Source organism: Parabacteroides sp. PH5-46 (assembly GCF_029892785.1).
Lineage (GTDB): Bacteria > Bacteroidota > Bacteroidia > Bacteroidales > Tannerellaceae > DFXE01.
Genome location: NZ_JARXXA010000023.1, coordinates 1 through 12,685, shown reverse-complemented (window position 1 = coordinate 12,685; position 12,685 = coordinate 1). Strand labels below are relative to the sequence as shown.

The following is a 12,685-nucleotide window of genomic DNA, read 5'->3' as shown; positions in this document are numbered from 1 at the left end:
TATATTATGATTGAAAATAAATCTACTACCCTGAGAGACTCCGCAGTATTTCGTTGGACGGCACTCATTCTTTTGTCGAGTACTATGTTTTTTGCCTATATGTTTATCGACGTATTGGCTCCGTTAAGCACATTATTGGAAACACAGCTTGGCTGGTCGCCGGAAACGTTCGGAACGGTGGGCGGTTCGGAGTATTTTCTGAATGTATTTGCCTTGTTTCTGATTTTTGCCGGTGTTATTCTGGATAAGATTGGTGTTCGTTATTCTGCTTTGCTTTCTGCTTTCCTGATGGTGTTGGGAGCTTCCATTAAGTTATATGGGGTGAGCGATGTATTTGCTAACGGCGGAGTGGGGCATGAGTTTTTCAGTTCGTTTTTACCCGACTTTCCGGCATCGGCTAAGGTGGCCTGTATCGGCTTCGCTATCTTTGGTTGTGGCGTAGAGATGGCAGGTGTTACCGTGTCGAAAGGGATTGTGAAATGGTTTAACGGTAAAGAATTGGCCTTGGCGATGGGTTTGGAAATGGCCATTGCCCGTCTGGGTGTGTTCGCTGTTTTCCGTTTGTCTCCTGTGTTGGCGGCGTCCGGAGGTGTGTCTCATGCAGTAGGTGTTCTTACCTTGTTGTTGCTTATCGGTTTGCTTTCTTTCAGTATTTATTTCCTCTTTGACCGCAAACTCGACAAACAGGATGCCGTATTGAAGGAAGCGTCGGAAGAACCGTCGGAGGAAGAATTTAAGATAAGTGACCTGAAGTTTATCTTCGGTTCCAAGACTTTCTGGATGGTTGCCGGTTTATGTGTCTTGTTCTATTCGGCTATTTTCCCATTCCAGAAATTTGCTACCGGTATGCTTGAAAGTCGTTTGAGCTTGCCTACCGCTGAAGCCAGCAGCCTGTTCTCTTATTTTCCGATAGGGGCGATGGTATTGACGCCTATTTTGGGATGGTTTCTCGATAATAAGGGAAAAGGAGCTACCATGCTTATCCTTGGAGCTTTGTTAGTTGTTGTGTGCCATTTGATCTTTGCCCTTACGCCGGATAGCGTGTTTAATAAACCCATTGCTTTCGGAGCAATTATCCTACTGGGGGTATCCTTCTCGTTGGTTCCGGCTGCTTTATGGCCTTCCGTGCCTAAGTTGGTTGACAACAAGGTACTGGGTTCTGCTTACTCTGTTACCTTTTGGATACAGAATATCGGGCTGTTGTTTACCCCTATCATCATAGGCTGGGCTTTGCGTGCCTCAAATCCGGGCGTTGCCGAGCAGATTGCAGCCGGCGAAGCTGTTAAGTATAGCTACACGGTACCGATGCTTATTTTTGCTTCCTTAGGCGTTTTGGCGTTTATCCTGGGATTGATATTGAAGAGAGAAGATAAGAAAAAAGGTTACGGGCTGGAAGCTCCGAATATCAAGAACTAAAAGATGATCTGTTTCCCGAATGCTAAGATAAATCTGGGACTGAATGTCGTAAGTAAGCGTGCGGACGGCTATCACAATATAGAAACGATCTTTTACCCGATCCCGCTTAAGGATGCGCTTGAGATTGTTGCTGCCGAAGCAGGTTCATTTTCGCAGACAGGTATTCCGGTAGATGCTCCGGCAGAAAAGAATCTGGTGGTAAAGGCTATGAACTTGTTGAAAGAGCAGTATCTTTTACCACCTCTGGAAGTACATCTGCTGAAAGCCATCCCTTTTGGTGCCGGCTTGGGAGGAGGCTCGTCTGACGCTGCTTTCATGCTCAAGTTGCTGAACGACTTTTGCCAACTGGATATTCCGCTTGAGCGTTTGGAAGAGATTGCTTCAGCGATTGGTGCGGATTGCCCTTTCTTCGTTCGTAACCAGCCGGTTTTTGCTTCCGGAACAGGAAATATATTTGAGCCGGTTTCTCTGTCTCTGAAAGGGTATCATATGTGTCTGGTAAAACCGGAGATTGCCGTATCTACGCCCGAGGCATATGCGATGGTGACTCCTCGTCAGCCGGATATCTCCTTAAAAGAAATAGTAAACCGCCCCCTTGCTGAATGGAGGGAGTTGATGGTGAATGACTTTGAGGCGAGTGTTTTTCCCAAATATCAGGGAATTCATGTCCTGAAAGAAAAGTTATATGGGTATGGTGCGCTGTATGCTTCTATGTCGGGCTCGGGTTCGTCCGTCTTCGGCTTATTTGAGAAGCCTACGGATCTGAAGGAATGCTTTCCTTCTTGTTTTGTGTGGGAAGGTAAGCTGGAATAAACCTTCCCTTTTGTTAAGAAAGAAACTTTATACACGAAAAACTGAATAAAATGAAGAAAACAAATTGGATGATTGCTCTTCTATTTTCTGTTGGCATGCTTTATGCCGCAGACGATGTGAAAATAATGAAGTATCAATATGCCGGACCTTATGAAGTGAGAAAACCAGTGATGGCTGATAGCCTGAATGTAAACGGAAAGGCTTTCGAACTGAAGAATCTGCTGAAATCTTCTTTGTCGTTTGAGCAGGCTTTGAAATCTGCCACTCTATTAGATGCCGATACAGCGGGAAGTGTTACTTTCTCGGCTCTGGAGGGAAAGAATGCGCTGCACGTTTTGTCTTTCAACCTGAACACAGACCGTTATGTAAAGGGTACGCTTGAAGTCTCCGGCCCCGGTTCTTTTGAGGTATTTGTGGATAATAAATCCGTACCCAACACCTCGGAATTGTCTATGGAACCACGTCCTTATCAGGTAGTAGTAAAATATCTGAGCACGGAGAAAGATACCTGTCCTCCGTCTCTGAAGGCTGTTTTCAAAGCGAAAAAAGAAACGAATGTCACGACCTCTGTTGATGCAGACAGGTTTTACGGTTTGCTGGATATTATCGAAGGAAAGACGTTCCGCAGTGTGAGTGTATCTCCGAACGGAAAATATGTATTGGTAAGATATACCAACCGTTTGGCTGATGGAACAAGCGACTTTTTTACCCAACTGATGGATGCTGCCACCGGAACTATCCTTGTGCAAGATAAAGGTTTTATCAATAGCGCCTATTGGATGCCGGCAAGCAGTAGACTGTATTATACCCGTACAGGTTCAAAAGGTATAGAACTGGTAGCTGTAAACCCGGCTACCATGCAGGAAGAAATATTGAGTAGTAACCTGCCAAAGGGCAACTTTAACTTTACGCCCGACGAAAGCAGCTTATTATTTACGGTAGATGAAGAAGGCCCGAAAGAAAGTGCAGACATCACCCGTATCTTGGAACCTCAGGATCGTTTGCCGGGATTCCGCAACCGCTCTTTTATCTGGCGCTATGATTTGTCCACTGGTTTGTTTGAGCAACTCACGTTTGGTCATCATGCTACCTATATCAATGATGTAAGTGCCGATAGCCGTTACATGTTGTTCAGTACGAGTGAAAGAGTCTACACCTCTCGTCCGTTCTCTCGTAGCTCGCTTTATATGCTGGATCTGCATACAATGGCTGTTGATACCTTATGGGAGAGTGCCTCCTTCGTCAGCCGAGCTGTTTTCTCCAAAGACGGCAAGCAATTATTAGTGAATGGATCGGCAGATGCTTTTGGCGGTATCGGCTTGAATATAAAAGAGGGACAAATATCCAATACCTACGATGCACAGCTCTTCTTGTATGATATTGCCACAAAGAAGGTAACAGCGCTTACTAAAGACTTCGACCCTAGTATCTCGGCTGCCGTTTGGAATAAGTATGACGGACAGATTTATTTCTCTGCTACCGATCAGGATTACCAACGGGTATTTGTGTGTAATCCGTCGAATGGAAAAATCAGCCAGTTGGGAACCAAAGAAGATGTAATCTCTTCTTTCTCCCTGGCGCAGACGGCTCCTGTTATGTATTACTATGGGCAGAGTGTTTCCAATACCAACCGCCTGTATGCGTATGATGTGAAAACAAACCGCAATCGCTTAATATATGACCTCTCTGCCGAGCGCTTGGAAAACGTAGTCTTTGGCGATGTTTCTGACTGGAATTTCACGTCTGAAGACGGTACGACCATTCAGGGCCGCTACTATCTTCCGCCCAATTTCGACGTGACGAAGAAATACTCGATGATTGTGTATTACTACGGCGGAACCACGCCGACAGATCGTTCGCTGGAGCATCGTTATTCAATGCACATGTATGCAGCACTGGGCTATGTGGTGTATACGCTTAACCCGAGCGGAACCATCGGCTACGGACAAGAGTTTTCGGCTCGCCACGTGAATGCCTGGGGAATAAAAACAGCCGATGAAATAATCAAAGGAACGGAACTTTTCTGCCGGGAGCATCCTTTTGTAGACGAGAAGAAGGTGGGTTGTATCGGAGCTAGTTACGGTGGATTTATGACACAATACCTGCAAACTCGTACCGATATATTTGCTGCTGCGGTGAGCCATGCCGGTATCAGCGCCCTGAGCAGTTATTGGGGATACGGCTATTGGGGATACGGCTATTGTTCGGTGGCTAATGCCGACAGTTACCCCTGGAATAATTGGGAACTGTTCGTAGAGCAAAGCCCGCTTTTCCATGCCGATAAGATTAACACGCCTTTGCTTTTACTGCATGGCGGCGTAGATACCAATGTACCTATTGGAGAAAGTATCCAGATGTTTAATGCCTTGAAACTGCTGGGGAAAACTGTAGAGTTCATCCGCGTAGAAGGCGAGAACCACGGCATTGCAGCTTACAAGAAACGCATTGCCTGGCAGAACAGCATCTTTGCCTGGTTTGCCAAGTGGCTTCGCGACGAGCCCGAGTGGTGGGATGCCCAGTATCCGGAACGAACTTTATAAGTAAAGAGGTATGACACAAACTATCAGAAGCGTTATCGTAGAAGACGAATCTGCTGCCCGGGAAGCACTAAAGAATTATCTCTCTCGTTATTGCCCCCAGGTGGAGGTGATAGGGGAGGCGCATAATTGCAAGGAAGCCATCCCGCTGTTGCACGAAACAGAGCCGCAATTGGTCTTTCTGGATGTAGAAATGCCCTTTGGTAACGCATTTGATGTGTTGGAAGGTTGCAAAGACCTCTACTTTGAAACGATTTTTGTGACGGCCTTTTCCGAGTATTCCCTGCGGGCGCTTAATCAGAGTGCCGCCTATTATCTGCTGAAACCCGTCAGCATTGAAGAACTGATACTGGCAGTAAACAAAGTGCAGCAACATATTATCAACAAGGAAATGTTTGACCGGAACAAGATACTGGTAGAGAATTTTCGCGAGCCGCGCCCTGAAAACCAGAAAGTAATCCTTCCCACTCTGGAAGGCTTTGAAGTGGTAAAGATGGACGATATCATCCGTTTGCAAGGGAATGGAAACTTTACCGACATCTATCTGACAGATAAAAAGAAGAAGATGGTATGCCGTTTTCTCAAATACTTTGCCGAACTGCTCCCTTACCCTTTTGTTAGGGTGCATAAATCCCACATCATCAATATCAACCGGATCAAATCCTATCACAAGGCATCCGGCGGCTATGTAGTGTTGGACGACGAGACAGAGATAGAAATATCCTCCGGTTACAAGGAGCAATTTCTGCAATTATTCAAATAGAAAATCAGTCGTTAGCAAAATAAAATAGCACGTTAGCAAAATAAAACCGCTAACGTGCTATTTTTATTTATTCAAGACTAACTTGAAATCACTCATTTATTTGTTCGACGGATACCCCGGATTTTGTACCAGACTTGGGTTAGAATCCAGAATCGTACGAGCCAGAGGAAGAATCATCGTATGCTTGTCGGATTCCGGTTGTTTATCCCACCATGCTCCGGTATATGCGCCAAAGCGGCAGAGTACGGTGCGGCGGAGGCTCTCGCCTATAAACTCACGTCCCCATTCATCCAAAAGTTCTTGCTCCGTAATCTGGCTGCCATCTTCTTTGTAGAGGCTGGCTGAACCTTCCGGATAATATCTTTTCCGTACGGTATTCAATAATTTGGCTGCTGCCCCCTTGTCTCCCAAACGGAATTTACATTCGGCTAGTGAGTAATAGATCTCGGCCAGACGTATGAGCGCATAATCCGACTCCATTTTGCCGACATCATCCGAACGGTAGATAGGATATTTAATAAGGCACCAACCCGAACTTTGGTCGCCATGATCCATATCGGAGATCATAACTCCGGAACCGCTGCTGGGGTTCGGAGAAATGCTAGAGGTATCGGTATCTTCAAACCAGCCAACCTGGTCGCGGAGATACAAGGTGTACCGGCCATTGTCTGCTTTAATATATTGTTTATCTCCCATATCATCAATATAGTCGAGGGCGCCGTAAATAAACATACCTTCGCGTGTTGAATTTCCTAAATTCCGGTATTTCTTCAAACGGATATCGTCCGGATATTTCATGAATTTCCTGACCGGTTTACCGTTGGCAAAGGAGTACTCATTTCCTTGAAGATCAAGTCCGGGCTGTAGTCCGTAACGATGGTTCATATCTCCCCAGTCTTTAAACCCGAAGTAAGGTGCAGCTTTAAAGGGAGCACCCCACCAGAACATGTTTGCGTCGTATACCCAGTGTGAATAACCATAGGCGCTACTGAAAGCATATATGATTTCTTCGCATGTCTCGTTTTGCCAGTCGAAAGGAGCATCCCACCGTTTAGCTATGCCATATTCTCCGTATTCTCCGTTGATAATTTTCTCGCAATAATTGGCACAATCGTTATATCTGTTTTCGCCAATCCATAGCTCTGCATTCAGATAGAGTTTGACCAATAGGGCAGCTGCTCCGGCTTTGTTCCATCCGCCTTGTTTGTTACCGTTTCCGCCGCTACCTTCTTTTGCATTGAGTAGAGGAATTACAGCTAAGAGGTCTTGCTCAATAAAGTCGAAGGCTTCTTTCGGACTTACCTGAGCCGGCTGCATATTATCATCAGGATACTCAAGTGCTAGCGGTATGTTGCGGAACATATCTATCAGGTTGACATAAAACCAGGCTCTTAATACTTTGAGCTGTGCTTTCAGGTCTTCCAATTCTGCAACTGTCATGTCGAAGTCGGGCGCATGTAGTTTCTCAAAATCAGCGATAGCACTGTTACAATATACGATTCCCTGGAAATTGTTATTCCATACATCACGCGGATTATTATCGTCAATAGTCCAGGTATGATAGTGGAGGCGGAAATAATTTTGGCCGTCCAGCCAGTGTCCCTGCCTGTTGAGAGTCATGAAATGATCTGCCGTATTTTCCTGGATTTGGAAGTTGGCACCGCTTACGCACCAATAAGCATGTTCAAAAGGGCGTACGAACCCTTGGATTATGTTATCCTTCGTTTGATAAAATGTATCGGCTATGATAATATCATACACCTTTTCATCCAGGTTTGTACAACTGCTAATACCAATTAGTATAGCCAGCCCTATACTTTTTATAGAATGATTTATATTCATAATACTTGATTTTAAGATTAGAAACTTAATTGAAGACCAAATAGATACTGCCGGCTAGAGGGATAGTAGCCTTTCTTGTCTGTCGGGATGCCTGGCTGTAGCCCCGCGCTAGGGAAGATATCAAGATCGACTCCCTTGTAGCCGGTTATCGTAAACAAGTTACGTCCGGTGAAATAAATCCGGAAACTATCTATCCACTTATTCCTTACATTTAATGTATAACCAAGAGTAGCAACGTCTAATTTCAGATGGTCGGCATCTTTCACAAAATAACTGTTATGCTGATTCATACCGGTTGTAATATGTGCATTTTCCTTGTAGGTCGATTGCAACACATTTAAGTTCGGAGCTGCCGATTGTAAACCCCAATAGAAATTATGAATATCATACACCTGATACCCAAAGTATCCTCTGAAGAAGAGCGTTAGGTCGAAATTCTTATATTTGAAGCTGTTTGTCATTGATAGAGAATACTTGGGCAATCCGTTACCCACATCCTTCTTATCTTCGTCAACAGCATCTCCGATAGGTATTTTCTCTCCATCTTTATTATATACCATCCAGTTGCCTAGTTCGTCTACGCCGGCATATTTAAAGGTGTGGAATGTACCAACACGTTTCCCTTCCTCGATACGCTGCACAGCTCCCGGGCTTCCCGGTGCGGGGAATCCATCCTGCCAGTAGTATTCCTGTCCTGTATAAATATCATTTGAGAACGAGAGGAATTTATTATGGGTTGTAGATCCAACCAGACCAATCGTATAGGTAAACTGATTGTTTTGAACGGCATTTATGTTCAGATCTAACTCAAATCCCTGGTTTCTCATACTACCTACGTTCACGAATGTGGTAGTAGCGATATGCGGGGGTAATGGAACGTTATAGCTTCCAAGTAAGTCCTGCTGCGTACGATTAAAGTAATTGAGGCTACCGCTTAGGATGTGCTTGAATAAAGAAAAGTCAAGCCCTATGTTCCAGTTTTTTCCTTTCTCCCACTTTAGATTGGGGTTGGTGTTTCTGTTGGGCGACCATCCTTTGTAATATTTCCCTCCGTAGTAAGCTTCTCCATATCCCCCGAAAGTGGCTAACGATTCGTAATTACCGAATCCCTGATTACCGGTGACTCCGTAGTCGCCTCTAATCTTCAAATCATTGATCCAATAGATGTCTTTCATGAAGCTTTCTTCACTAATTCTCCATCCGACAGATGCTGCCGGGAAGTATCCCCATTTGTTGTTTGCACCGAACTTGGACGAACCTTCGTAGCGCAGAGAGGCGGTAGCTAAGTACTTTCCCTGGTAATCGTAGGATAAACGCCCGAAAAATGCGATCAGTTTGGAGTCGTTCTTCTCTGATGCCATCCCGAGCCGCCCGATAACTTCTTTATTATAGGTACCATCGTCCAGTTTATTGTAAAGTAATTTGTCGGATGTGAAGTTCTTGTTTTCCGCAAACAGACGTGTGTATTGGAAATACTGATAGGAGTAGCCTGCCATTGCTTTCAGGTTATGTTCGTTATGTGTAAAGGCATAATTGCCCAACCATTCAAGACTTTCTTGGATATTTCTCTTACGTTCCTGGTTGGCTTCCCCTTTGTGTCCTGATTTCATGGCTAGTGTGGAAGTAGATGGGCGGAACCAGAAATTGTGCGTGTCATTTATCTGTTGAGCCAACGTGATCTGAGTGGTCAGCGTATGGTTTTTATCCGGAGCAAAGAGCGGGAGTAGATTCAAACGAACGGTTGCATCCCAGTCCAGATACTTTGTGGTTCCTCCACTTTCTTCGATGCTCAGTTTTTCCACCGGATTCTCGGCTTCCCAACCGGTAGCTTCGTAGAAATATTTAGGATTATCAGGATTCCTCACCGGCATAGTAGGGTTCAGCGTCAGAGCCTGAGAGAACATTGCGTAGTCGGAGTTGTTGGAATCAATTTTTCTGGGGGCAGCATTAAAGATGAACTTGTAAAGATCGCTCTTTCCTGTGTGCTCCACACTCATACGTGCTCCGATTTCTTTGCGCGTTGAGCGGATGTCAATCCCTTTCCCGTCGCGGTAATCTACAGTTGCCCGGTAATTGTTTCTGGCTGTTCCTCCGCTTACCTGAATGGTATGGAAATGAGTAAAGCCTGTTTGTGTAAGCTCATCAAACCAGTCTGTGTTGCTTCCAAAGTCGTTTCCGCGTTCCGGCATATGCTGCCTGAACTCATCCGCACTCAGTACCTTCAGCTGCTTTTTTGGACTATATACATTCAGATAGCCAGTGTAGGTGGTACTAAATGTTCCATCCCGGCTTCCCTTTTTAGTGGTAACAATTACTACCCCGTTAGAGCCGCGTGTACCATATATGGCCGAAGCTGCTCCGTCTTTCAGGATATCAATCGACTCAATGTCGTTTTCATTGATATTATTCAGGTTTCCACCGGGTACACCATCAATAACAATAAGCGGACCTAAGGCTGTACTTTGGCGGGATGTGATACCGCGCACCTGGATCGTAGTACTTGAGTTTGGGTCTGCCGATGCTGTATTGCTAATAGATACGCCCGACACTTTTCCCTGAATCTGCATAATCGGGTTGTTTCCTCCTACATTCAGGAAGTCTTTGTTGGAAACGTGCGATACGGCACTTGTCAGTTCCTTCTTTGAGACGGTTCCGTATCCGATAACAACAACCTCATTCAGTGTTTGATGATCTTCCGATAAGATTACGTTAATGTTCGTTTGATTTCTGACTGAAACTTCCTGTGTGGTATATCCTATATATGAGATAAGCAATGTGGCATTTTCTGCTACTTCCAAGGAGAAATTCCCATTCATATCTGTGACAATTCCGTTTGCTGTCCCTTTTTCAATGATATTTGCCCCGATAACAGGATACTTTTCCGGATCATAAATAGTTCCGGATATGACCTTTCTTTTTTGATTTGCATTTCGATTTTGAGCGAGAGCTTTACTGATTGTAATGTTTTTGTTTTGAATCTTATAGGTCAACTCCTGACCTTGTAGAATTTGCTTAACAACATGATCGATAGGCTGCTTTTGCGCCGAAACAGAGATTCTCTTCTGAGTGTCCACATCACCGGATTCAAATACGAAGGAGTAGCCATATTCATTCTTCAAAGCCTCCATGGCATTCTTTACGGTTACATTGCTTAAATTCAGGCTGATGTTTTGTGTGAAAGCGCTTAAATTTAGGCAAAACATTAGCAGGGCCATTAATATGACCTTTCTTTTGTGTTCCATAATAAATTAGAATTGTTTATAGGTAATAACTATGAAAGTATCCTTTTTTATTATCTTTGAGGTTACTTTCGGGATTTAGTCGCTAATGACCGATTTTTTTAGAATCGAGAGATTAAAGCCCTTTCTCTCGATTCTTTATTATAGGTCTAAGATAAACGTGTGATTTTAACTAGTATCCATAATAGTATTTTATAAAGTTAATAATTGAAGCGCATGCATGCTTCCTATTTTGAGCTCAGCTTTATATTTCTTCCGTCTTTTTCATATTTTATTTTGCCTGTTGATTCTAAAAGGATCATTATTTCATCAATCGTTTGTTCTCTTCGGATAAAATTGCCATAGAAGCGGAATGATTCCAGAGATTTGTCTAAAAGGACGATCTTAACATTATAGCTTCTTTCCAGTTCTTTGGCGATATCTACCAGTAATTCTTCATCAAAGAAAAGATAGCCGTTTGTCCATTCCATTGTATATCGAGCGTTGACTTTGCTTACACGCATTTCACCACTTTTCTTATTTAAGAATACCTTCTGGTCGGGAGATAAGCATACTTTGTCGTTATTTTTTAGCGTATTTTTTACCAAAACCTTTCCTTCTAGCAAGCTTACACTGGCTTCTTCCTCTTCCGGGTAGTTTCGGATATTAAATTTGGTACCTATCACATCTGTATGAAGTTCATCTGTTCGAACTAAGAAAGGGAGTTTCTCATTATTTGTGACTTCAAAATACCCTTCGCCCACTAAATGAATTTTCCTGTTGTTGACGCCAAATCCTTGCGAATAAGTAATCTTTGAATCGGCATTCAGCCAAACCAATGTTCCGTCGGGAAGATACATTTTGGTTTTTGAGCCTAAGGGAGCTTCAATTACCACATCTGCAAATTGACTCTTTAAATGCTCACTACCTTGCCAATAAGAGGCATAAGAAATTAATAAAATAAAGATGACAGATGCTACTCCATAAAGTAATAAGCGCAAGAGACGGGTCTTTTTATCTTTAATTGTTGTTTCGTTATTTGTTATGCGTAACAAAAAGCGTTCGTATGCATCGTCCTTGTCATATTCCTTCGATTTATCCGGATCTAAAGACGCTATCCAGATTTCCTGCAGATTGTTGAAATATTTCTTATTTTCATCCGAACGTTGCACCCATTCCCGCAGTAGATCCACTTCTCTTTTTCCGAGCTTTTCCGTAAAGTATGAAATGATAAGGTTATCTATCTCACTCTCTTTATATGTATTTTTATTTTCCATATAAACACTCTGTATTAATAAGACATTTTTTTTAGTTGGCAGGGTAGTGATTTTATCATAAATATTTTGATAAATCTTGCTTTAATAGTGTCAATGCTTTTTTTATATGGTATTTAACCGTGTTGACGGAAATACCTGTTTCATTGGCTATCTGTTTATATCCTTTGTCTTCATACCTGCTCATTTTGAATACGGCTTTGGTTTCTGTGGGAAGGTTTTCTATAGCTTGGTTTATTTTTTCTTCCAGCTCATTTTCTAACAGAATAGCAGAGGGGTAATCAAGTGCAAGGGAAGTATGTATTTTTATTTCTTCGGAAGGAGTTATTTCGGAAAAGTTTGTTTCCACTTTTTCTCTTTGAAGATTCAAATGATTAATACTTCTGTTTCGTACAGAGCGTACGAGATAAGCTCGTAATGAAGAGGTGATAGTAAGGGTGTCTCTCTTTTCCCAAAGATGAAAAATAAGGTCTTCTACAATTGTTTTTGCAAGAAAACTATCTTGAAGATATTCGTTAGCAATAGCACATAACAATGCATAATGATGATCATAAATATACTTGTAAGCAGCGTTTTCTCCTTGCTTAAGCATAAGAATTATCTTATGTTCTTCATTATTCATCCCTATATTTCGCTTATTGTGTGGAATACAAATATAAGAAATATTAGAGGCGGTTTACGTTTAGAGCATAATTACAATCCGCAACAAAATACTTCGATAGGTGATTAATTAGTCTATCCTTAAAAGCATTTCATTTATTTGATTGACAATATATTAGTTTGATTATTTCTTGTTTATATCTGCAAGAATTAGTATCTTTA

The 12,685-nt window shown here is 42.9% G+C and carries 8 protein-coding genes; 4 read left to right on the top strand and 4 right to left on the bottom strand.

Annotation, left to right across the window (positions count from 1 at the left end; translation table 11 throughout):
* The first annotated feature begins 6 nt into the window (after window positions 1–6).
* Genes M2470_RS17080 through M2470_RS17065 form a run of 4 tightly spaced genes read left to right on the top strand, consistent with a single transcriptional unit; the run spans window position 7 to window position 5,529 of the window.
* Window positions 7–1,416 (top strand): MFS transporter, encoded by a 1,410-nt coding sequence (locus M2470_RS17080; RefSeq protein WP_280746222.1) that lies wholly within the window; start codon window positions 7–9, stop codon window positions 1,414–1,416.
* A 3-nt stretch (window positions 1,417–1,419) separates the two neighbouring features.
* Window positions 1,420–2,229: a 4-(cytidine 5'-diphospho)-2-C-methyl-D-erythritol kinase gene (gene ispE, locus M2470_RS17075; RefSeq protein ID WP_280746221.1), complete on the top strand. Its 810-nt coding sequence runs from the start codon at window positions 1,420–1,422 to the stop codon at window positions 2,227–2,229.
* A gap of 50 nt (window positions 2,230–2,279) precedes the next feature.
* Window positions 2,280–4,769, top strand: a complete 2,490-nt coding sequence (locus M2470_RS17070; RefSeq protein WP_280746220.1) for a prolyl oligopeptidase family serine peptidase — start codon at window positions 2,280–2,282, stop codon at window positions 4,767–4,769.
* A gap of 10 nt (window positions 4,770–4,779) precedes the next feature.
* Window positions 4,780–5,529, top strand: a complete 750-nt coding sequence (locus tag M2470_RS17065) for a LytTR family DNA-binding domain-containing protein (RefSeq protein WP_280746219.1) — start codon at window positions 4,780–4,782, stop codon at window positions 5,527–5,529.
* 96 nt (window positions 5,530–5,625) lie between these two features.
* On the opposite strand, the gene M2470_RS17060 is transcribed toward M2470_RS17065, so the two are convergent.
* The 4 genes from M2470_RS17060 to M2470_RS17045 all read right to left on the bottom strand — a co-directional run bounded on the left by M2470_RS17060 (window position 5,626) and on the right by M2470_RS17045 (window position 12,485).
* The gene (locus M2470_RS17060) at window positions 5,626–7,371 is read right to left on the bottom strand and encodes a RagB/SusD family nutrient uptake outer membrane protein (protein ID WP_280746218.1); all 1,746 of its coding nucleotides are present in this window, start codon (window positions 7,369–7,371) and stop codon (window positions 5,626–5,628) included.
* Window positions 7,372–7,388: 17 nt separating this feature from the next.
* Complete coding sequence (locus M2470_RS17055; protein ID WP_280746217.1) at window positions 7,389–10,574, bottom strand: SusC/RagA family TonB-linked outer membrane protein; 3,186 nt, start codon at window positions 10,572–10,574, stop codon at window positions 7,389–7,391.
* A 263-nt stretch (window positions 10,575–10,837) separates the two neighbouring features.
* A complete protein-coding gene (locus M2470_RS17050) occupies window positions 10,838–11,866 on the bottom strand; it encodes a FecR family protein (protein ID WP_280746216.1) in 1,029 nt (342 codons plus the stop codon).
* Between the two features lie 55 nt (window positions 11,867–11,921).
* Complete coding sequence (locus M2470_RS17045) at window positions 11,922–12,485, bottom strand: RNA polymerase sigma-70 factor (protein WP_280746215.1); 564 nt, start codon at window positions 12,483–12,485, stop codon at window positions 11,922–11,924.
* Window positions 12,486–12,685: the final 200 nt, after the last annotated feature.

Coding starts and splice junctions, on each gene's coding strand:
- M2470_RS17050 (WP_280746216.1), bottom strand. CDS start 11,866: ATGGAAAATAAAAATACATATAAAGAGAGTGAGATAGATAACCTTATC.
- M2470_RS17045 (WP_280746215.1), bottom strand. CDS start 12,485: ATGAATAATGAAGAACATAAGATAATTCTTATGCTTAAGCAAGGAGAA.
- M2470_RS17080 (WP_280746222.1), top strand. CDS start 7: ATGATTGAAAATAAATCTACTACCCTGAGAGACTCCGCAGTATTTCGT.
- M2470_RS17070 (WP_280746220.1), top strand. CDS start 2,280: ATGAAGAAAACAAATTGGATGATTGCTCTTCTATTTTCTGTTGGCATG.
- M2470_RS17060 (WP_280746218.1), bottom strand. CDS start 7,371: ATGAATATAAATCATTCTATAAAAAGTATAGGGCTGGCTATACTAATT.
- M2470_RS17055 (WP_280746217.1), bottom strand. CDS start 10,574: ATGTTTTGCCTAAATTTAAGCGCTTTCACACAAAACATCAGCCTGAAT.
- ispE (WP_280746221.1), top strand. CDS start 1,420: ATGATCTGTTTCCCGAATGCTAAGATAAATCTGGGACTGAATGTCGTA.
- M2470_RS17065 (WP_280746219.1), top strand. CDS start 4,780: ATGACACAAACTATCAGAAGCGTTATCGTAGAAGACGAATCTGCTGCC.